General features: G+C 65.5%; 23 protein-coding genes. 12 read left to right on the forward strand and 11 right to left on the reverse strand.

The window, feature by feature from the left end; genetic code table 11:
- Window positions 1–42: 42 nt before the first annotated feature.
- On the forward strand, window positions 43–543 hold the full coding sequence (locus LB555_RS09190; RefSeq protein ID WP_224682734.1) for a hypothetical protein: 501 nt from the start codon (window positions 43–45) through the stop codon (window positions 541–543).
- 132 nt (window positions 544–675) lie between these two features.
- Here the strand turns inward: LB555_RS09190 and LB555_RS09195 are convergent, their stop codons facing one another.
- The gene (locus LB555_RS09195; protein ID WP_015314757.1) at window positions 676–1,338 is read right to left on the reverse strand and encodes a response regulator; all 663 of its coding nucleotides are present in this window, start codon (window positions 1,336–1,338) and stop codon (window positions 676–678) included.
- The gene (locus tag LB555_RS09200; protein WP_224682735.1) at window positions 1,335–2,726 is read right to left on the reverse strand and encodes a sensor histidine kinase; all 1,392 of its coding nucleotides are present in this window, start codon (window positions 2,724–2,726) and stop codon (window positions 1,335–1,337) included. The genes LB555_RS09195 and LB555_RS09200 overlap by 4 nt, the downstream gene beginning before the upstream one ends.
- A gap of 168 nt (window positions 2,727–2,894) precedes the next feature.
- Here LB555_RS09200 and LB555_RS09205 point away from each other — a divergent pair, with 168 nt between their 5' ends.
- From LB555_RS09205 to LB555_RS09220, 4 genes are all read left to right on the forward strand, one after another.
- Window positions 2,895–3,236, forward strand: coding sequence for a hypothetical protein (locus tag LB555_RS09205; RefSeq protein ID WP_015314759.1), 342 nt, complete (start codon window positions 2,895–2,897; stop codon window positions 3,234–3,236).
- Between the two features lie 8 nt (window positions 3,237–3,244).
- Window positions 3,245–3,949 carry a phosphatase PAP2 family protein gene (locus tag LB555_RS09210; protein ID WP_140660505.1) on the forward strand — a complete coding sequence of 235 codons (705 nt, stop codon included), beginning with the start codon at window positions 3,245–3,247 and terminating at the stop codon, window positions 3,947–3,949.
- A gap of 271 nt (window positions 3,950–4,220) precedes the next feature.
- Window positions 4,221–4,499, forward strand: a complete 279-nt coding sequence (locus LB555_RS09215) for a helix-turn-helix domain-containing protein (protein WP_015314761.1) — start codon at window positions 4,221–4,223, stop codon at window positions 4,497–4,499.
- Window positions 4,500–4,560: 61 nt separating this feature from the next.
- Window positions 4,561–6,291 (forward strand): SulP family inorganic anion transporter, encoded by a 1,731-nt coding sequence (locus tag LB555_RS09220; RefSeq protein ID WP_224682736.1) that lies wholly within the window; start codon window positions 4,561–4,563, stop codon window positions 6,289–6,291.
- Here LB555_RS09220 and LB555_RS09225 read toward each other — a convergent pair.
- Both LB555_RS09225 and LB555_RS09230 read right to left on the reverse strand, forming a co-directional pair.
- Window positions 6,281–6,898: a DNA-3-methyladenine glycosylase gene (locus LB555_RS09225; RefSeq protein WP_224682737.1), complete on the reverse strand. Its 618-nt coding sequence runs from the start codon at window positions 6,896–6,898 to the stop codon at window positions 6,281–6,283. The genes LB555_RS09220 and LB555_RS09225 overlap by 11 nt on opposite strands.
- Window positions 6,899–7,015: 117 nt before the next feature.
- Window positions 7,016–7,876, reverse strand: a complete 861-nt coding sequence (locus tag LB555_RS09230) for an SMP-30/gluconolactonase/LRE family protein (RefSeq protein WP_224682738.1) — start codon at window positions 7,874–7,876, stop codon at window positions 7,016–7,018.
- Between the two features lie 113 nt (window positions 7,877–7,989).
- Between LB555_RS09230 and LB555_RS09235 the strand changes: the two genes are divergently transcribed.
- Window positions 7,990–8,793 (forward strand): helix-turn-helix domain-containing protein, encoded by an 804-nt coding sequence (locus tag LB555_RS09235; RefSeq protein ID WP_224592192.1) that lies wholly within the window; start codon window positions 7,990–7,992, stop codon window positions 8,791–8,793.
- Between the two features lie 22 nt (window positions 8,794–8,815).
- Here the strand turns inward: LB555_RS09235 and LB555_RS09240 are convergent, their stop codons facing one another.
- Window positions 8,816–9,760, reverse strand: coding sequence for a CHAD domain-containing protein (locus LB555_RS09240; protein ID WP_015314766.1), 945 nt, complete (start codon window positions 9,758–9,760; stop codon window positions 8,816–8,818).
- Window positions 9,757–10,230, reverse strand: coding sequence for a CYTH domain-containing protein (locus tag LB555_RS09245; protein ID WP_224643077.1), 474 nt, complete (start codon window positions 10,228–10,230; stop codon window positions 9,757–9,759). Before LB555_RS09245 ends, LB555_RS09240 begins: the two co-directional genes overlap by 4 nt.
- Window positions 10,231–10,320: 90 nt before the next feature.
- Between LB555_RS09245 and LB555_RS09250 the strand changes: the two genes are divergently transcribed.
- From LB555_RS09250 to LB555_RS09265, 4 genes are read left to right on the forward strand one after another with little or no spacing between them, the layout of a single operon-like run.
- Entirely contained in the window at window positions 10,321–11,040 is a 720-nt protein-coding gene (locus tag LB555_RS09250; RefSeq protein ID WP_224682739.1) for a CerR family C-terminal domain-containing protein, read from the forward strand.
- Complete coding sequence (locus LB555_RS09255) at window positions 11,037–11,990, forward strand: HlyD family secretion protein (protein ID WP_015314769.1); 954 nt, start codon at window positions 11,037–11,039, stop codon at window positions 11,988–11,990. Before LB555_RS09250 ends, LB555_RS09255 begins: the two co-directional genes overlap by 4 nt.
- Window positions 11,987–12,907 (forward strand): ABC transporter ATP-binding protein, encoded by a 921-nt coding sequence (locus tag LB555_RS09260; protein WP_224682740.1) that lies wholly within the window; start codon window positions 11,987–11,989, stop codon window positions 12,905–12,907. The genes LB555_RS09255 and LB555_RS09260 overlap by 4 nt, the downstream gene beginning before the upstream one ends.
- Complete coding sequence (locus LB555_RS09265) at window positions 12,904–14,040, forward strand: ABC transporter permease (protein ID WP_015314771.1); 1,137 nt, start codon at window positions 12,904–12,906, stop codon at window positions 14,038–14,040. Before LB555_RS09260 ends, LB555_RS09265 begins: the two co-directional genes overlap by 4 nt.
- Window positions 14,041–14,061: 21 nt before the next feature.
- Here LB555_RS09265 and LB555_RS09270 read toward each other — a convergent pair whose 3' ends face one another.
- Both LB555_RS09270 and LB555_RS09275 read right to left on the reverse strand, forming a co-directional pair.
- Complete coding sequence (locus LB555_RS09270) at window positions 14,062–15,036, reverse strand: threonine/serine dehydratase (RefSeq protein WP_224682741.1); 975 nt, start codon at window positions 15,034–15,036, stop codon at window positions 14,062–14,064.
- Between the two features lie 148 nt (window positions 15,037–15,184).
- Entirely contained in the window at window positions 15,185–15,508 is a 324-nt protein-coding gene (locus tag LB555_RS09275; protein WP_140712067.1) for a hypothetical protein, read from the reverse strand.
- Between the two features lie 169 nt (window positions 15,509–15,677).
- Between LB555_RS09275 and mbfA the strand changes: the two genes are divergently transcribed.
- Entirely contained in the window at window positions 15,678–16,661 is a 984-nt protein-coding gene (gene mbfA / locus LB555_RS09280; protein WP_015314774.1) for an iron exporter MbfA, read from the forward strand.
- 175 nt (window positions 16,662–16,836) lie between these two features.
- Here mbfA and LB555_RS09285 read toward each other — a convergent pair whose 3' ends face one another.
- The 3 genes from LB555_RS09285 to LB555_RS09295 form a co-directional block, all read right to left on the reverse strand.
- On the reverse strand, window positions 16,837–17,181 hold the full coding sequence (locus tag LB555_RS09285; protein WP_224682742.1) for an antibiotic biosynthesis monooxygenase family protein: 345 nt from the start codon (window positions 17,179–17,181) through the stop codon (window positions 16,837–16,839).
- Complete coding sequence (locus LB555_RS09290; protein ID WP_224682743.1) at window positions 17,178–17,510, reverse strand: NIPSNAP family protein; 333 nt, start codon at window positions 17,508–17,510, stop codon at window positions 17,178–17,180. Before LB555_RS09290 ends, LB555_RS09285 begins: the two co-directional genes overlap by 4 nt.
- A gap of 89 nt (window positions 17,511–17,599) precedes the next feature.
- Complete coding sequence (locus LB555_RS09295) at window positions 17,600–17,815, reverse strand: DUF1127 domain-containing protein (RefSeq protein WP_224524698.1); 216 nt, start codon at window positions 17,813–17,815, stop codon at window positions 17,600–17,602.
- 68 nt (window positions 17,816–17,883) lie between these two features.
- On the opposite strand from LB555_RS09295, the gene LB555_RS09300 reads away from it, so the two are divergent.
- Entirely contained in the window at window positions 17,884–18,558 is a 675-nt protein-coding gene (locus LB555_RS09300) for an ArsR/SmtB family transcription factor (protein WP_224682744.1), read from the forward strand.
- The last annotated feature ends 10 nt before the right edge of the window (window positions 18,559–18,568 follow it).

Here is an 18,568-nt window from a genome sequence, read left to right on the forward strand (position 1 = left end):
AACGTTGGGGTGGGCGCGCCGGCTCAATCGACGGAGATCAGTATGCGTGGATCGATCACGGCCCGTTGTTGCCGTCTGGCTCTCAGATCGGCGGCCGTCCTGGCGCTGACCATCGCTCCCTATGGAATCGTCTTCCATGGCTTCGTGCCTGGACTCGATGCCGCGACCGCACAGGCCGACAAGGGTGGCAACGGCGGTGGCGGTGGGAACGGCGGTGGCGGTGGGAATGGCGGTGGCGGTAACAGCGGTGGCGGTGGCGGCAACAGCGGCAATGGAGGAAACAGCGGCAACGGCAATAGCGGTAACAGCGGCGGCGGGAATAGCGGAAAGGGTAAGGGCCAGGGCAACCAGAGCACAAGCCATGTCAACGCCACGACCGGCGACACGGTCGACGTGGATGGGAACAAGATTACAGTTCAGCACCCGGATGGCTTGACGGAAAAAATCGAGAACGGCCGTTTCAGCATGAAGGATAAGCTCGGCCGCACGATCATCGATCGCCGTGCCACACCGGCCGACGCCAGCCGTCTCAAGGCGCTATGAATTTCGACCCTTTGAATTTCGGCCCTATGAATTTCGCCTTGTGAAGCTGGTCAACAGGCAACGACCAGTTTCACACGTCACCTCCGCCGCCCCCCGGCGGAGGTGACCTCGTTTCGCGGCGTTCCACGATGGCTACGAACGGTCCCTGTCGCGGTCGCGAAACTCGCGCATGATGAGGGCCGCTTCAGTACGATTTCGCACGTTGAGTTTCGACAGCACCCCCGTCATGTGGTGCTTGACGGTCTTCTCCTGCAGCTCCAGGCGTAAGGCGACTTCCTTGTTGCTCAGTCCCTCCGCCACCAGCCGCAGGATTTCGGTCTGCCGGCCGGTGAGTTGCCGCAGCCGGTCCGCCACGCCGTTGGCGGGCTGCAAGGACTGCACGTCGGAAAGCAGCCGGGCCGACAGCATCGGCGAAAGATAGCTTTCGCCGGCCGCCACGTTGCGCAGGATATCGGCAAGCGCACGCGATCCGACGCCTTTGAGGACATAGCCGAGCACCCCGGCGTTCAAGGCCTTGGTCACATCGGCATTCGCCTCTGAAACGGTCAGCATGACGATCTTCTGGGCGGGATGGTCGGCAAGGATGCTGGCAACCGCGGCCAGGCCGCCGCCCGGCATTGAAATGTCGATGAGCAATATGTCGGGCTGCATGGTCGAGGCGATGCGCTCCGCGTCCTGCGCGGTCGCACCTTCGCCGACCATCTCGAAGCCGCCGATCTCCGACAGGCTGCGCGTCACGCCTTCGCGGAACAGCGGATGATCGTCGACAATGGCAATGCGGATGGCGCCGATCATGCTTGCTCCTCGACCGAAAGACGGATCACCAGCTTCGTGCCTTTCGGCCCTGTGAGTGTTTCGAATTGGCCGCCAATGCTTTCAACCCGCTCCCTGAGGCCGGCAAGGCCCAACCCCTCGGCCCGCGCCGGATCGAAGCCCGGTCCGCCGTCCGATACTTCAACGAAAAGCCTACCATTTTTCATGCCTGCACGCACCGCCTGATCCTTGCCCCGTCCGTGGCGGTAGGCATTGTTCAGCCCCTCCTGCACGAAACGATAGATGCTGATCTTCTCAGAAGCGCCGGGCTCCGGCAAATGTCTCGGCATCGTAAGCGTCACCGATGTGCCCGTCCGGCGCTCATGCTCCTCGACGGCCAGCCGCAGCACGTCCGCCGCCGCCGCCGTTTCTATCTGCGGCAGGACCAGGCCGGTGCAGATGCCGCGTATCTCGCGCATCGCATCCTCCAGCGTCTTGCGGATCATGGCGATTTCGGTCGAGCGGCCTTCGCTGCCATGGCCGTCGCCGGTAAACACCGGACTGTCCATGCGCAGCGCGGCCAGCGCCACGAGCTGGGCAGGGCCGTCATGCAGGTCGGCGCCGATCCGGCGCAGATATCTTTCGTTGAGCGCGGTGGCGCGGCGGGACGCCCGCTGCACACGATGCCGCAAGGCGCTGTTCTGCGTCACCAGGCCCTGCAGCTCCGACACCTGGCGGCGCAGCGCCCCGCGCTGGTCGTCGATAATGCGGCTGCCGCGCAGGACGATGCCCGACAGAAGCAGGAATGCCGTCAAGGTGGTGCCGGCCACGACCAGCCAGCTCGACAGCAGGGCGGAAGCCAGGGTAGCCTTGAAATCGCTCGCGACCTCGTAGAATTCGGTGACGGCGACCACTTCGCCGGACCAGGGCTCGCGCACTGGATTGTAGATCTCGAGCAACGGCACACCCGCGGCCCGCTCCTTGTCTTCGTTCTCGTCGAACGTATCGAACTGGGCAACGACGCTGCCCTGGAAGGCAGAACGCAGATTGTCGTTCAGGTCGAAGCGGCGACCCGTCAAAGCCGAGTCCTTCGCATAGAGGATCGTGCCGTCGCGGCGCCAGAGCCTGAAGGATGCCAGGCGTTTGCCGAGCGCGCCCTGGCCGAGCGTCTCGTCGAGCGCCTGCTTGACGGATGCGCTGAGCTCCTCGCTCTTGCGCAGGTCGGGCAGCAGCGGCGCAATCACGCTGTCGACATAGAGCGCCGTCGTGGCGGCCGAATTGCGAGTGACGCCGTCCCGGATCTGCGTCGTCACCCAGGTCCCGACGACCACCATGACGACCAGCAGCCCAAAACCGCCGGCAACGACGAATTGCAGGGCAAGGGAAAGCTCGCTCCAGCGCCGCGCCAAGTTCTGAAAAATACGAATCATGAACCCCTGACCGCCCCTCTATCGACAGGCTGGGCGATTCCGGCACATTGAGCTTCAGTCTCGCCGTTGCCAAGACCCTCGTTTGAACGACGTCGCTTGACGTTCCGGCACGCTTCGGAAACAAGGTCGGCGATATCAGGCGAAAGCTGCTTCGAGGGGGACGGGACGTTGAGTTTTTCGGGACTTCTGCAGCTCGGCTTTTCGACGGTGATCTTCCTGCTGGCGGCGACCGCCGCCAAGCAATGGGGGCTGGCGCCCAGCCTGGGCAAGATCCTGCTGACGCTGGCGCTCTATTCGCTGGGCAATCTGATCATGCTGCGGCTGATCCGCGAGTTCGGCATGTCGGTATCGTTCAGCCTCTCGGCGGTGATCCAGCTGGTTTCGGTCAATGTCGTTGCGCTGGTGTTCTTCGGCGAGCGCGTCAACGCGCTGCAGGCGGCCGGCATCGCGCTGGCAATCGCAGCCGTGGCGCTGATCACGCTTGGGCCCTATCTGCAAGGGCGGATGTAACGGTGCCGATGAAGAACGCCGCGAAAGCTCTGCTCAACCGGGTCGAATTCCCGGTGCTGCTGGCCGGCCTGGTCATCGCCGGTGGGCTGTGGGCGTTCGAGGAATTGATGGAGGTGGCACGGGCCACCACGCCGCACGCCTTCGATACCGAAATCCTGCTTGCATTTCGCCAGGCCGGTCAACCGGCGATCCCGATCGGTCCGCCATGGCTGGAAGGCGCGATGCGCGACATCACCAGCCTCGGCAGCTCCAGTGTTCTGGTGCTGATCACGGCGGCGACGATCATCTATCTGCTGTTGATCCGCCGCCCGGCGACGGCGCTTCTCATGTTCGTTGCCGTGGCGGGCGGCCAGGTGCTGTCGAGCCTGCTGAAAGTCGGCGTCGACCGGCCGCGCCCGGAACTGGTTTCGCATCTCGTCAACGAGACGTCGCTTTCCTTCCCGAGCGGCCATGCCATGCTGTCGGCGGTGACCTACCTCACGCTCGGTTCGCTGGCGGCGCGCTTCCTGCCGGGCCGGACGACCAAGGTCTACGTGTTGTTCCTGGCGGTGCTGACGACAGTGCTGGTCGGCGTCAGCCGCATCTATCTCGGCGTCCACTGGCCCTCGGATGTGCTGGCGGGCTGGTGTGCCGGCTTCGCCTGGGCGATGCTATGCTGGTTGGTGGCGAGGCTTCTGCAACGGCGCAAGGCGGTGAGCGAGGAGCCTGACTGAGTCAGATCAACCTGTTGATGAGGTGCCCTCCGCAGCCCGTCAGTATCAGAACCGTCGACAGCAAGCCTGCCGATATCACCATGGTCTTGAAAACGTTCACCCGCGTACCCCCTGCGTCTGATGCATGCCACCCTACCTGAAATCCCTGGCAGGTATCGAAGAAAATGGGCATCAGGTGTGGTTACGTTTAAAACCGATATGATGATGCTTGAAACATGATAATGATGGTATTATACGTTACGCTAGCAGGCTCAGACGGGGATTCCGGCCGATGATCACTGCCGCGCAGATGCGCGCCGCAAGGGCGCTGGCCGGCATCGACCAGAGGACGCTCGCCGAGCGCGCCGGCGTCTCGCTTCCCACCATCCAGCGCATGGAGGCGAGCGGCGGCGTGGTCAGGGGCGTGGTCGATACGCTGATGAAGGTCATCCAGGCTCTCGACGAAGCCGGGGTGGAACTGATCGGCGAGAACCAGGCCAGCGAGCGCGGCGGCAGGGGCGTGCGCCTCAAGGCCGCCATGCCGCCGGAACCCAAGGCCGGGCCGGAATAAGTCGCGACGGCGACCGCCGACAGTCCTGCCGACGATCCCGCCGCTTTTGCAGGGGCAGTCCGTGGATCAATCGCGTCAGGCAGTGCATCAGGCGGTGAAGCCGACATTCTCCGAGCTGTTCACGCCGAAGCTGGTGACGGTCTGGCGGGAGGGCTACCGGCTGCCGCATTTCAAGGCGGATGTCATCGCCGGGCTGACTGTCGCCATCGTCGCGCTGCCGCTGTCGATGGCGATCGCGATCGCTTCGGGCGTGACGCCGGAGCGTGGCCTCTACACTTCCATCGTCGGCGGCTTCATCATCTCGGCCTTGGGCGGCAGCCGCTTCCAGATCGGCGGCCCGGCCGGCGCCTTCATCGTGCTGGTGGCGGCGACGGTGGCGCGCGTCGGCCTCGACGGCCTGCTGCTGGCGACGATGATGGCCGGTGTGTTCCTCATTGCCATCGGCTATCTCCGGCTCGGCACCTACATCAAGTTCATTCCCTATCCGGTCACCGTCGGCTTCACCGCCGGCATTGCCGTCATCATCTTCTCCGGCCAGATCGTCGAACTGTTCGGGCTGACCTTGCCGGGCCGGGAGCCCGGACCGTTCGTGCCCAAGCTGATCGCGCTTGGCGAAGCAGCCGGCACGATCAACCTCGCGGCGACCGGCGTGGCGGCGCTGACCATCGCGACCATCGTCTTGCTGAAGCGCTGGCGGCCGAAATGGCCGGCCATGTTGATCGCCATCGGGCTCGCCTCGCTGGTCGTGGCGCTGTTGGCGTTGCCGGCCGAGACGATCGGCACGCGCTATGGCGGCATTCCGCGCAGCCTGCAATGGCCTGGCATGCCACCCGTCAGCTTCGGCAGGATGCTCGACGTCTTGCCGGACGCCATCGCCTTCGCGCTGCTCGGCGCCATCGAATCGCTGCTGTCGGCCGTCGTCGCAGACGGCATGACGGGCCGGCGGCACCGCTCGAATTGCGAGTTGGTGGCGCAGGGCTTCGCCAATGTCGCGTCCGCTTTGTTCGGCGGCATCTGCGCCACCGGCACCATAGCCCGCACCGCCACCAATGTGCGGGCCGGCGCACACGGTCCGGTCTCGGGCATGGTCCATTCGGGAATCCTGCTGGTGCTGATGCTGGTGGCGGCGCCGCTTGCCAGCTACATCCCGCTCGCGGCCCTTGCCGGCGTCCTGGCGGTGGTCTGCTGGAACATGGTCGAGAAACAAGCCTTCGCCACGCTGCTCAGGGCATCGCGCGGCGATGCGCTGGTGCTGATGGCGACCTTCCTCATCGTCGTCTTCCGCGACCTCACCGAAGGCATCGTCGTCGGCTTCTCGCTCGGCTCGATCCTGTTCATCGACCGCATGGCCAAGTCCGTCGCGGTCGAGGCGGACCTGGCGCAGGACGATATCGCCGACAGCGTCGGCGTCGCCCGCGCCTATGATTCCGCGGAGGCAAGCGACGCCGACACCGTCGTCTACCGCATCTCGGGCGCCTTCTTCTTCGGTGCCGCGTCCACTGTCGGCAGCGTGCTCGACCGCATCGCCGACCAGCGCCGCAACTTCGTGCTCGACTGTTCGGCCGTGCCGCTTTTCGATTCGACGGCGGCCAATGTCATCGAAAGTGCGGCCCACAAGGCGGGGCGCGCCGGCGTGCGCTTCATCATTTCGGGCGCCTCGCCGCAGATCCGGCGCATGCTGATCAACCACGGCGTCAAGCCGCCGCTGGTGACCTATGCCGCGTCGATCCGCGACGCGCGGGGCCAATTGGCGGGGAAACAAGAGGCGGAGCAGCCGTCTCTCAGCGATTGAGCGATGCCGGGCCGCTGACGAACGGACTTTCCCTGACGTAGAACCGCAGCAGCCGGTCGGCGTCCTTCGAAATGCCGATCCTGATCCCCTGTCCGATCGCGCCGGGCTCACATTCGTCCTGAGCGAGCCACAGCGGGCCTTCCCGGCACAGGTCGGTCCCGTCGAGCGAACGATCGATCCGCAACGCCGCGGCCAGCCTCCCGGGACCGCGCGCCAGGTCGCGCAGGCGCTCGACGCCTCGGTTCAGCCGCATGATCGCAACGCCTTCCAGCGGTTCCAGCGCCCGGATCAGCACGCCGGTTCCGACCCCTTTCGTCTCGCTCGAGACATTCAGCATGAAGGAGGTGCCATAGGCGAGGTAGACATAGGCGTGCCCGGCTTCGAGAAACAGCGACCGGTTGCGCTGCGTCATCCCTCGAAAGCCGTGCCCGGCCGCATCACCGACGACATAGGCTTCCGTCTCGACGATGCGGCCGCTGACCCTGCCTTCGGGCAAGTCGCGCACCACCAGCTTGCCTAGGAGAAACCGGGCGAGCGCGGCCGTATCGTCCGGCAGCTCCTCTCGCGCGAGCGGACGATGCTTGTCGCTGTGGCTCACGGGATCCATCGGGCCGCTCTGATCTCCCGGTCGTCCATGGCACACCTCCTTGACCATTGCCGTGGAGGGACCGTCCTACCACGCTCCATCCACGGCTGTCAGCGAAGGTCGTGCGGACGCCAGCGCTCATTCGATCTTGAGCGCCGCGACCTCGCCTTCGTTCATCAGCGGCACGTAGAGGATCGACTTGCCGTCGGTGCCGATATCGGCGCTGCCCGGCTTGAAATGCGCCACCGCTTCCGGCCCGCCGCCGGTCCTGTATCGATAGAGCGTGCCGGTCATGTAGGCCGTGGCATAGATGGTGCCGCCGATGGCGACGACGCCGTCGAGGTCGGCGAAGTTTTGGGCGCCCGCCAGCGGCGTCACCGCCTTGCTGGCGATGTCGACCGCCAGCAGCCCGCCGGGCTCGGCCGTGCTGAAGTCGGCCTTGATGCCCTTGCCCCAGGAGGCCACGATCAGCCTGTCGCCATCGGCGAAGACGCCGTTGGGCGAGGCCAGCAGCGGATCCTTGACGAACAGCTCCGGCCTGTCGCCGTCGATGCGGTAGATCGCATCCGCCAGCATGTCGGTGACGTAGACCTTGCCCGAGGCATCCGCAGTCATGTCGTTGAGGAAGACCGCGTTAGGGACCACGATGCTGGCGATGAGCTTGCCGCTGGCGAGGTCGACGACACGGATTTTGGTGATGTCGGCGACATAGAGCTTGCCGCCCGATATCGCCATGCCCTTGGGCGCGTCCATGCCGTCGGTCCAGTGCTGGCTCACCATCTTGCCATCCGTTGACAGCAGGCTGAGGTAGCCGTTGCCGTCGGCGTCGCCCGGATTGCCGACGATGTTGGAAACGATGATGCGGCCGTTGGCGGCGTCGAACAGCGCCGATTCAGGCTGTTCGAGGCCCGTTTCGCGCCAGAGCTCGTCGGCCTGGGCGGCCTGGGCGGCGGCAATGCCGATGGCGGCGATGACGGCGGAAGTGACGACAATGTTCATGGCTGCTCTCCTGTGATGTCAGTGAACAGCTAGGATTTTCGATACTTCTCGGGAAGCCGGATTGAAGCTAGTATCGAATATCGATACGAAACCGCCAGCAAGAGGCGCATCCCATGAACGGCCCAATCTTCGAGGCGCTGAAACGGACACTGAAGGCCAAGGGTGTCACCTATCGTGAGCTCGGCGAACGGATGGGCGTTTCCGAGCCGACGGTGAAGCGCATCTTCCATGAGAAGAACTGCAAGCTCGACCGGCTGGTGGAGATCTGCGCCGCCGCCGGCGTCGAACTGGAAAACGTGCTCGGCTCGATGAACCGCGGGCCGGGGCCGGTCAACCACATCGCGCCCGAGATCGAGCGACGGCTCGCCAGCCGGCCGGCGCTGCTGTTCGTCTTCGTCATGCTGTCGGAAAAATTCACGCCTGAAGGCATCAGGCGCTCGCAAGGCCTGAGTGAGGCCTCGATGTTCCTCTATCTGCGCGACCTTGAGCAACTCGGCCTGATCGCGCTTGGCCGTGGCCTGTCGGCGAAACTGCTGGTCGAAACGCCGATCCAGTGGAATTTCGAGGGGCCGCTCAGGCCGCTGTTCGAAATGACCAACAAGAATTTCATCGGCTGGGCCATCACCCATATCGAGAAGGAGGCGACCTTCGTCAGCTTCTCCAGGCGAATGCGTCCGGAGACGGCGGAGATGGTGCGGCGCGAGGCCGAGGAACTGGCCGACCGGGCGAGACTGCTGGCCCATCACGACCAGCACACCACGCCCGAGGACGGGTTGATCGGCTACAAGTGGACCTTTGCCTTTGGCGCCACGCCGTTCGAGGCGATCATGCCGATCGGGCCGCATCCACGCGACGCCGGGGCGCGGATGGAGGACCAGCCTTCCCTGGCAAAAGGCCGGCGGCCGCTACCAGCTTAGACCGGCCGAGGTCCGCCGCCCATCAGCCGGCACTGGCGGCAAGATCATCAGCGGACGAGGCACCGGCGAGATCGTCGCGTGCCTTGCGGGCGAGCTTTTTCGTCGCGTGCCTGGGGCTGTCGCCGAACAGTTCGGCGGCCTCGGCGAGACAGGCTTTCCTGAGGCTCTTTTCCGAGCGCTTGAGCAACTTGCCGAGAAGTTTTGTGTCCTCGGGCGGCCCCAGCGGCTCGCTGTCCGCCTCGAGCAGCGCGCGCATGACGAACACATCATGCAGTTCACCGAGCCGCTCCCCCAGTTCATCCACGGCCTTGCGCCGCGCCTTGATCGGGGTCGGCCATAGCCTGCCCAGCAGCGACAGGTGCATGCCATGCGTCTTGGCCGCCTTGCGCAGGTCATGGAAATCGTCGGCCTCACCGCGCGTGCCGGCCTTGTCGAGCGCCTTCCTGGCGCGGCGCAAGGCGACGCGGGCGCCTTCGGCAAGCACGTCGGCGGCCTGTTCCGGCTGATCGGGCAAAGCAAGGGTTTCGATGCGCTTCAGGCCGTCTTCGCAGGCGGCGGTGGCCGCCCCGATCGCCGCCTTCAGGCCGGCGCCTTCGTGCAGATCATGCTGGCGTGCGATCAACCTGTCGCGCACGGCATCAAGCCCGCCATCGACGCTTTCCCTGGCGAAGCCCGCCGCCAGCCGATCGATGGTTTCGATCAGGGCCGTGGCTTCACGCGGACCGGCAAGCAGCGCCGCGACATTGCGATAGCACTGGTTTTCCGTAGTGCAGAATGTTTCGTCACCGGAACGAACTAAGCGCAACAAGGCACGCGCGCTTTTCAGCCGCTTGCGGCACTTGTGCAGCCCCTGTTCCGGCCGGGTGTGCGCGGTCTCCAGATGCAGCAGGGCCTTGCCGATCTCCTCGGCAAGGATACGCCTGACCTCGCCGGTCAGCGGCAGGCGCGGATCGATACGAAAGCTCATGCGGCGATCTCCGGTATCCCCCCGAGGGCGAGCGACGCGTTGTAGAATTTCTGCTCGCCGGTCACTTCCCGGCCGAGCCAGTCAGGCAGCATTTCGTCCGGAACCTCTTCCGGCGTCTCGAGCTCGGCCACCACAAGTCCCGCCAGTGCACCGCCAAAGACATCGACTTCATAGAGATAGCCGCGATGCCTAACATGGTGACGTGTCTTCTCGATGACACGTCCGATGGCGAAGTCCAGCATCTCCACCGCCTCCGCCAGCGGGATCGGGTATTCGAATTCGTCGCGCTCGCGCGCGCTGCTGCCGAATTTGAGCGTCAGCCTGGCCGAGGCGCCATCGCTGATGCGGATGCGGACGGTTCGCCCGGGTGCCGTGGCGAGATAGAACTGGAGAATGCGGATATCCGCTTCCGCCAGATCCCGCCATGCGGTGCTGGAGACCAGGAACTTACGCTCGACTTCCTTGCCCATGGCCGCGCACTAAAGCGGTTGCCGCGCGCGATGGCAAGACAGCGCCGCACACAAGTTGACCTTAATCAATCGATTGATTAAGGTCTTTGGATGATCAAATTGCCAGACGCCAAGAGACCCCGCCGCGAGACCTCCCCGGCAGAGCCGACGCGCGCCGCGCTTGTCCAGGCGGCGTTGAAACTGTTCGGGCGGCAGGGCTTCGACGGCACCTCGACGCGCGAAATTGCCGCCGAGGCGGGGGCCAATATCGGCTCGATCGCCTATCATTTCGGCGGGAAGGAAGGTCTTCGCGCCGCTGCCGCCGACTTCATCGTCGAGACCATCCAGGGCGTCGCAGGGCAGGCACTGGGCGCCGGCGAGGGGCTCGGCCACGGACAGGCGGCGGCAAGCGATCCTGAGGCGGCGCGCGCGCAGCTCTTCACGGCACTCGAGCGGATGGTCGGCTTCATCGTGGCACAGCCGCAGGCCGGAGAAATCGTGCAATTCGTGCTGCGCGAGCTGTCGCATCCGACGGCGGCGCTCGACCGCATCTATGACGGTGTCTTCGAGCCGACGCACCGCCGGCTGTGCCAGATGTGGGAGCAGGCCACCGGCGAGCCGGCCGAGAGCGAACGCACCCGGCTCACCGTGTTCACGTTGATCGGCCAGGTCATCTATTTCCGCATCGGCCGCGAGGCTGTCATGCGCCGCATGGGCTGGCGCGACATCGGCGCCGCCGAGGTCGCCAAGGTGGTGGCGGTCACCACGGACAATCTCGGCGCCATACTGGCCGCCCGGAAGGGGCCAGGGATGAAGGGATCAAAACAATGAGCTTTCTGTGTTCGCTGCCGCTCGCCGCGCAGTTGTTCGGTGCCTGCGCGCCGGCGGCACCGCTCGCCGTCGGTTATGTCGAGGGCGATTATGTGCTCCTGGCGCCGATCGAGGTGGCGCAGGTCGAGACGGTGGCGGTGAAGCGCGGCGACCGCGTCACGCCGGGAGCCACCGTGGTGACACTCGAAAATGCCGACGCCAAGATCGCGGTGGCGCAAGCGCAGGCGGCGCTGGCCCAGGCGCAGGCGCAGTATGCCGATCTCCAGGTCGGCAAGCGGCCGGAAGAGATCGCCGTGCTGAAGGCCGAGGTCGACATGACCAAGGCACAGGCCGCCGACGCCAAGCGAAAATTCGACCGCGCCAGCGACCTGTTCAAACGCGGCGCCGGCACGCAGGCAGATTTCGACACGGCTTCCGCGACGCTGGAGACGGCCAATGCGCAGGTCGGCCAGGCGGAGGCCAACCTGGCGGTCGGCGGCCTGCCGGCGCGCGCCGAAACGATCAAGGCCGCCGACAATCAGGTCAAACAGGCGCAGGCGGCACTGGATCAGGCGCAATGGCGGCTCTCCAAACGGGTGTTGGCCGCGCCTTCGCCAGGCCGCGTCAACGACGTCATCCGCAATCCCGGCGACACGGCGGGCCCGACCGCGCCGGTCATCTCGGTGCTTCCCGACGGCGCGGTGAAGCTCAGCGTCTATATTCCGGAAAGCGCGTTCTCCTCGGTCAAGGTCGGCAGCCTGCTCAGCGTCCATTGCGACGGCTGTGGCCCGGAGGTGAAGGCGCGCGTCAGCTATGTCTCGCCCGATCCCGAATTCACCCCGCCGGTGATCTACTCCCTGGAAAACCGGCAGAAGCTGGTCTACCTCGTCGAGGCGCGGCCGGAGGGCGATGCGGGGCCGCTGCAGCCCGGCCAGATCGTCGATGTCGATCTCGCGGATATGGGAAAATGAACGCCATCGACGTTCACGGCCTGGTCAAGCGCTTCGGCGACAAGACCGTCGTCGACCATGTGACGATGTCGGTCGCCGAGGGCGAGATCGTCGGCTTCCTCGGCCCCAACGGCTCGGGCAAGACCACCACCATCCGCATCATGTGCGGCCTGCTGACGCCGGACGAGGGTGAAGGCACGGTGCTGGGCTTCAACATCCGCACCGACAGCCTCAGGATCAAGCGCGAAGTCGGCTACATGACGCAGAAATTCTCCTTCTACGAGGATCTGACGATTGGCGAGAACCTCGAATTCGTGGCGCGGCTCTACCGGCTGCGGCCGGTCGAGGACTATGTCTCGCGCACGCTGGAGGAGCTCGGCCTGACGACGCGCCGCAACCAGCTGGCCGGCACCTTGTCCGGCGGCTGGAAGCAGCGGCTGGCGCTGGCCGCCTGCATCATGCACAAGCCGAAACTGCTGCTGCTGGACGAGCCGACGGCCGGCGTCGACCCGAAGGCGCGGCGCGAGTTCTGGGACGAGATCCATCGCTTGGCGAGCGGCGGGCTGACCGTGCTGGTGTCCACTCATTACATGGACGAGGCCGAGCGCTGCCACCGCATCAGCTACATCTCCTATGGCAGGATGCTGGCCACCGGCACCGTCGCCGAGGTGGTGAAGAATGCGGGCCTGACCACCTTCGTGCTGCAGGGTCCAAAGCTCGACGAGGTGGCGCAAGCGCTGCAAGGCCGCCCCGGCGTCGACCAGGTGGCTCCGTTCGGCGCGACGCTGCACGTCGTCGGTTCCGACCGCGAGAAGCTCGAGGCCGCGCTTGCCGATGTCGAGAGAGAGCACAACGGCGTGACGGTGACGCCGGGCGAGACCAGCCTGGAGGATGTCTTCATCCAGTTCATGTCGGGATCGAAGGACAACATGGCATGAACAGCGTCTTTTCCTTCGCCAGGCTCGGCGCCCTGCTGATCAAGGAGTTCATCCAGATGCGGCGCGACCGCATCACCTTCGCCATGATGCTGGGCGTGCCGCTGATCCAGCTCGTGCTGTTCGGCTACGCCATCAACAACGACCCGAAAAGCCTGCCGGCGGCCCTGGTGGCGACCAGCAGCGATCCCTATACCCGCGCCATGGTCGCGGCGCTGCAGACCACCGGTTACTACCGCTTCGACCATGTCGCGCAAAGCGCCGAGGAGGCCGAGTTCCTGATGGCGCGCGGCGACGTCGCCTTCGTCGTCACCATCCCGGCCGATTTCGCCCGGCGGGTCGAGCGCGGCGACAAGCCGCAAATCCTGATCGAGGCCGACGCCACCGATCCGGCGGTCGCCAGCGGCGCCATCTCGACGCTCGGCACCATCGCTGGCCAGGCGCTGCTGAGAGCGCAGGGCACGCAGGAAGCCGCGGCGGAAGCCGCCAGGGGGCAGCTCGATGTCGTCGTCCACCGCCGCTACAACCCCGAAGGCATCTCGCAATACAACATCGTGCCCGGCCTGCTCGGCGTCATCCTGCAGATGACCATGGTGATGATGACCTCGATCGCGCTGACGCGCGAGACCGAGCGCGGCACGATGGAAAATCTCCTGGCGATGCCGTCGAGCCCGCTGGAGATCATGATGGGCAAGGTGCTGCCCTACCTGGCGGTCGGCGCCGTGCAAGTGGTGGTGGTGCTGGCGGCGTCGAAGCTTCTGTTCGCCATCCCGTTCACCGGCTCGATGACGCTGCTTCTGTCGGCGGTGCTGGTGTTCGTGCTGTCGCTGGTGCTGCTCGGCTACACGATCTCGACGATCGCACGCACGCAGATGCAGGCGCTTCAGCTCACCTTCTTCTTCTTCCTGCCGTCGATCATGCTGTCGGGCTTCATGTTCCCCTATCGCGGCATGCCGGACTGGGCGCAGACCTTCGGCGAGATCTTCCCGCTGACGCATTTCCTGCGCATCACCCGCGCGGTGATGCTGAAGGGCGCGCAACTGCCGGCGGTGGCGACCGAGATCGGCTGGCTGGCGGTTTTCGTGGCGCTGTTCGCCGGCGTGGCGCTGGTGCGGTTCAGGCGCACGCTGGACTGACGAGAGCTGACCTGTGCCGCCCTACGCCGCCATGATCCCGGCATAGGTGCCGAAATCGACATTGCCGCCGGACAGCACCACGGCGACGCATTTGCCCGACAGCTCGATCTCGCCCGACGACAGCGCCGCCAGCGCGACGCAGCCGCCGGGCTCGACCACCAGCTTGAGATAGGCCATGGCGTCGCGCATCGCCCGCCTGACGGCATCCTCTGAGACGGCGACGGCGCCGGCGAGGTTGCGGCGGTTGATCTCGAAGGTGATCGCGCCCGGCTCGGCGGTGAGGATGGCGTCGCAGATCGAACTATGGCCCGGCTCGTTCGAAACCCTGGCGCCCGCCGCCAGCGAGCGGCGCGTGTCGTCGAAATGCTCGGGTTCGACCGCCCAGATCGCGGTACCGGGCGAGGTATCCTTCACGGCGACCGAGATGCCGCTGGTCAGGCCGCCGCCACCACAGGGGATGACGACCGCGTCGAGGCCGACACCCAGAGCCCGCGCCTGCTTGACCAGCTCCAGTCCGATCGTGCCCTGGCCGGCAATGATGGCCGGATCGTCGAAAGGCGGCACCAACGCCATGCCCTTGTCGAGATAGGGGCGCACCACCGTCATGCGGTCGTCCTTGAATCGGTCGAAGGGCACCACCTCGGCGCCCATCCTGCGGACATTGGCGATCTTCATGTCAGGTGCATCCGCCGGCATGGCGATGACCGCCTTGACGCCGAACATGGCGGCGGAAGCCGCCACGCCTTGCGCGTGATTGCCCGAAGAGAAAGCGACGACGCCACGCGAGCGCTCCGCCTCGCTCAGCGTCGACAGCTTGTTGTAGGCACCGCGGAACTTGAACGAGCCGGTGCGCTGCAGCGTCTCCGGCTTGAACAGGATGCGGCCGCCGAAGCGCCTGTTCAGTTCCTGCGATTCGATCAAGGGGGTCTCGACGATCAGGCCCGAGAGGCGCGCTGCGGCGGCATGGATGTCGGCGATGCCGGGAGGGGTGGTCATGGCGGGTCCTGTGGCGATGCGATCCGGCCATGGTGCACGCAAAGGCGCGCGCGATGCCAACGAAAAGATGTGACCGGGACAAAGTTCGCGTTGTGATCAAGACACAAACACATCCTGCGTTGCGGCCGTCACGCCCGCATATCGAAATTCACCCCAGCAATGTCCGCTGCCGCTTGCTGCCGCCCAGCTTGCGCCAATTGTTGAACCGATGCGTGGCGGCGGCAAACGAGATCTTCATCTGCTGGGCGACCGAATAGCGCGACTTGCCCTCGTCGAACATGCGGTAGCAGCACTCGACGCCTTCCTCGGTCAGCTTGCCGTCGGGTGCCTTGTTGTGCGGGTTGGCGGGGTCGAATTTCTCGATCTGCTGCTCGACCAGCCCCTTCAGGCGCTGCAGGTCGGCCTCGATGCTGGCGATGAGATCGAGGACCGGTTTCGGGTCGTAGGGGTGCGGAGGCTTCTTGGCCGTCATCAGCTCGTTCCTTTTTTGGCTTGGCCCGATATATAGGTAAACATTCGCTGATAATGAAGAGGGATGCCCGGTGCCGGCTCAACTATTCTTGACCGTGGCCAAGCGCACGATTGACCAAGGACGTTGCAAATCATAGTTTAGAACAATTCTAAACTAGGGTGATTTCCTCATGCTTTCCCGTGTTTTCGGCTTCGGCCGCCGCTCCTTCGAATCGCTCTCCGAACAGGAGATCCTGGCGCTGGCCATTTCATCGGAGGAGGATGACGGGCGTATCTACCGGGCCTATGCGGACGGATTGTCCGAGACCTTTCCGCAATCGGCCAAACTCTTCGAGGCCATGGCCGAGGAGGAAGACGGCCATCGCGACTCGCTGATCGAACTCTTCCGCAAGCGTTTCGGCGAGCGCATTCCGCTGATCCGCCGTGAACATGTGAGGGGCTATTTCGAGCGCAAGCCCGACTGGCTGGTGCGGCCGCTCGGCATCGAGGCCGTGCGCCGCCAGGCCGAGGCGATGGAGCGACAGGCTTATCTGTTCTATGTCGAGGCGGCCAAGCGCACCACCGACGCCTCGACCCGCAAGCTGCTCGACGATCTGGCCGCGGCCGAACAGGGCCATGAAAGCTCGGCGCATGCGCTGGAGCAGAAACACGTGCCGGGCGAAGTCAAGGTCGAGGAGGCGACCGCCGAGCAGCGCCAGTTTATCCTCACCTATGTGCAGCCGGGCCTGGCCGGGCTGATGGACGGGTCGGTATCGACGCTGGCGCCGATCTTCGCCGCCGCCTTTGCCACCCATGACACCTGGCAGACGCTTCTGGTCGGTCTCGCCGCCTCGATCGGCGCCGGGATCTCGATGGGCTTCACCGAGGTCGCTTCCGACGACGGCAAGCTGTCGGGCAGGGGTTCACCGATCAAGCGGGGCCTGACCGTCGGCATCATGACGACGCTGGGCGGCCTCGGCCACGCGCTGCCCTATCTCATCCCGCATTTCTGGACCGCGACGGCGGTAGCCGCCGTGGTGGTGTTCTTCGAACTGTGGGCCATCGCCTTCGTCCAGAACCGCTACATGCAGACCCCGTTCCTGCGCGCCGCCTTCCAGGTGGTGCTGGGCGGCGCCCTGGTGTTCGCGGCGGGCGTGCTGATCGGGAATGCGTAAACAAAGTGGCGAGGTCAGCGCTGCCCCTCATCGCCCTGCCGGGCACTTCTCCCCGTATAGTGACGGGGAGAAGGAGGCTGGCTGCAGCGCTGGCTCCTTTCTTCCAACGCTGGCGATTGGCGAAACCGGCGATGGCAGGCAGGTGAGGGGCGGCGCCAACGTCAGCCCAATAACTCTACCCATTCACGGCCCGGCTGTCCGCTGGCGCCTCGTCCCTCTCGGCCAGTCCGTAGTCGCGCACCACGTGCGCGATCCGCAATCGATAGCCGGCAAAGATACCGCCGCGCCCGGCCCGCTGCGCCTGCCGGTGCTCTTCGGTGTTGCGCCAGGCCTTCACCGCCTCCTCGTCGCGCCAGAACGACAGCGACAGCACCCGGTCCGGGTCGGCCAGGCTCTGGAAGCGCTCGACGGAGATGAAGCCGTCAATGCCGTCGAGCAGCGGCCGCAGGTCGGCGGCTATGCCCAGATAGGCCTCGCGCCGGCCCTGCGCAGGCTGCACCTCGAAGATGACGGCGATCATGTCCTCACCAGCGGCGCATACGGGCCGGAAGCCAGTTTCAGGAACATGCGGTCCTCCTTGAGGATGAAGCGTTCGCGCTTGGCGAATTCATAGTTTGCCTTGCCGGCGGGGTCCGCGGCAAGCCGAGCACGATAGGCTTCATAGGCGGCAAGGCTTTCGATGTTGTAGGCGGCATAGGCCGTCGTGGCTGAGCCCTCATGCGGCGCGAAATAGCCGATCAGATCGGCGCCGCAGCGCGGAATGGCCTGACCCCAGTTGCGGGCATATTCCTCGAAGGCGGCCTTGCCGAACGGGTCGATCTCGTAGCGGATGAAGCAGGTGATGGTCATGTCGGTCTCCTTGATGGGCTTTCGCGCCGATAGTTCGAGCGGCCTCGAAACGTCGTGCCACCCGATCTGCTAGGCAGATGATTTGGCGATCACGCCTGCCAGAAGGATTTCGCGCATTCGCGGCGCACGTCCTCCCGTGTCAGGCCGAGGTCGCGCAGCAGGTGGTCGTCGATCTCCGAGAGGTCGCGGCGCTGCGAATGGCGGTCATACCAGCGGGCCAGCAACCGTGAGCGGACCCAGGTGACGAACGGGAACGATTGGCGGCGGGGCACCGGTTCGGGGGTGAAAGCGATTCGTGCGGCCATCCTCGTCTCCTTGATCCCGTCGGAGAATAATGGTTATCTGACAAGAATGCTTCGATGAGGATCAAACCATGCGTGAAGGACCCGACATTGCCCGCATCGCCAGCCTGGTCGGCGATCCGGCCCGCGCCAACATGCTGAACGCCCTGATGGGCGGCACGGCATTGACCGCGAGCGAACTGGCGCTGGAGGCCGGCGTGTCGCTGCCGACCGCCTCCTCGCATCTGTCCAAGCTGATGGAGGGCGGGCTGCTGACCTTGGCCAGCCATGGCCGGCATCGCTATTACGGTCTGGCCGGCCCGCAAGTGGCCGGCATGATCGAGGCCATCACCGGCGTGGCGGAAGCCGTTGGCCCCAGGCGCGTGCGGCCAGGCCCGCGCGACGGCGCGATGCGCGGCGCGCGCGTCTGCTACGATCACCTTGCCGGCGAGCAGGCCGTTGCGATGCTGGACCGCCTCGTCGAGAAAAACATACTGGTCCGCAACGACAAGGAGATCAGGCTCGGGCCATCCGCCGCATCGCATTTCGCGGCGATCGGCATCGATGTCTACACCAAGCCGCGGCGGCCGGTGTGCCGCGCCTGCCTCGACTGGAGCGTGCGGCGCTCGCACCTCGCCGGGACGCTTGGCGCCGCCATCCTCGACAAGATCCTTGCCGAGAAATGGGCGCGCCGCGAGAAGGACAGCCGCGCGGTGATTTTCTCGCCGCCGGGCAAGCAGGCGTTCGAGAGGGTGTTTTTGGGGTGAGGTCGGCGCG

It is taken from the genome of Mesorhizobium sp. BR-1-1-10, assembly GCF_020165595.1.
GTDB lineage: Bacteria > Pseudomonadota > Alphaproteobacteria > Rhizobiales > Rhizobiaceae > Mesorhizobium > Mesorhizobium australicum.

Excerpts from the sequence above, each read along its gene's own strand:
- LB555_RS09195 (WP_015314757.1), bottom strand. The coding sequence starts at position 1,338 with ATGATCGGCGCCATCCGCATTGCCATTGTCGACGATCATCCGCTGTTC.
- LB555_RS09285 (WP_224682742.1), bottom strand. The coding sequence starts at position 17,181 with ATGATCGCCGTCATCTTCGAGGTGCAGCCTGCGCAGGGCCGGCGCGAG.
- LB555_RS09265 (WP_015314771.1), top strand. The coding sequence starts at position 12,904 with ATGAACAGCGTCTTTTCCTTCGCCAGGCTCGGCGCCCTGCTGATCAAG.
- LB555_RS09200 (WP_224682735.1), bottom strand. The coding sequence starts at position 2,726 with ATGATTCGTATTTTTCAGAACTTGGCGCGGCGCTGGAGCGAGCTTTCC.
- LB555_RS09275 (WP_140712067.1), bottom strand. The coding sequence starts at position 15,508 with ATGACGGCCAAGAAGCCTCCGCACCCCTACGACCCGAAACCGGTCCTC.
- LB555_RS09225 (WP_224682737.1), bottom strand. The coding sequence starts at position 6,898 with ATGGATCCCGTGAGCCACAGCGACAAGCATCGTCCGCTCGCGCGAGAG.
- LB555_RS09245 (WP_224643077.1), bottom strand. The coding sequence starts at position 10,230 with ATGGGCAAGGAAGTCGAGCGTAAGTTCCTGGTCTCCAGCACCGCATGG.
- LB555_RS09230 (WP_224682738.1), bottom strand. The coding sequence starts at position 7,876 with ATGAACATTGTCGTCACTTCCGCCGTCATCGCCGCCATCGGCATTGCC.
- LB555_RS09235 (WP_224592192.1), top strand. The coding sequence starts at position 7,990 with ATGAACGGCCCAATCTTCGAGGCGCTGAAACGGACACTGAAGGCCAAG.
- LB555_RS09250 (WP_224682739.1), top strand. The coding sequence starts at position 10,321 with ATGATCAAATTGCCAGACGCCAAGAGACCCCGCCGCGAGACCTCCCCG.
- LB555_RS09210 (WP_140660505.1), top strand. The coding sequence starts at position 3,245 with ATGAAGAACGCCGCGAAAGCTCTGCTCAACCGGGTCGAATTCCCGGTG.
- LB555_RS09215 (WP_015314761.1), top strand. The coding sequence starts at position 4,221 with ATGATCACTGCCGCGCAGATGCGCGCCGCAAGGGCGCTGGCCGGCATC.
- LB555_RS09190 (WP_224682734.1), top strand. The coding sequence starts at position 43 with ATGCGTGGATCGATCACGGCCCGTTGTTGCCGTCTGGCTCTCAGATCG.
- LB555_RS09270 (WP_224682741.1), bottom strand. The coding sequence starts at position 15,036 with ATGACCACCCCTCCCGGCATCGCCGACATCCATGCCGCCGCAGCGCGC.
- mbfA (WP_015314774.1), top strand. The coding sequence starts at position 15,678 with ATGCTTTCCCGTGTTTTCGGCTTCGGCCGCCGCTCCTTCGAATCGCTC.
- LB555_RS09260 (WP_224682740.1), top strand. The coding sequence starts at position 11,987 with ATGAACGCCATCGACGTTCACGGCCTGGTCAAGCGCTTCGGCGACAAG.
- LB555_RS09290 (WP_224682743.1), bottom strand. The coding sequence starts at position 17,510 with ATGACCATCACCTGCTTCATCCGCTACGAGATCGACCCGTTCGGCAAG.
- LB555_RS09300 (WP_224682744.1), top strand. The coding sequence starts at position 17,884 with ATGCGTGAAGGACCCGACATTGCCCGCATCGCCAGCCTGGTCGGCGAT.
- LB555_RS09255 (WP_015314769.1), top strand. The coding sequence starts at position 11,037 with ATGAGCTTTCTGTGTTCGCTGCCGCTCGCCGCGCAGTTGTTCGGTGCC.
- LB555_RS09295 (WP_224524698.1), bottom strand. The coding sequence starts at position 17,815 with ATGGCCGCACGAATCGCTTTCACCCCCGAACCGGTGCCCCGCCGCCAA.
- LB555_RS09240 (WP_015314766.1), bottom strand. The coding sequence starts at position 9,760 with ATGAGCTTTCGTATCGATCCGCGCCTGCCGCTGACCGGCGAGGTCAGG.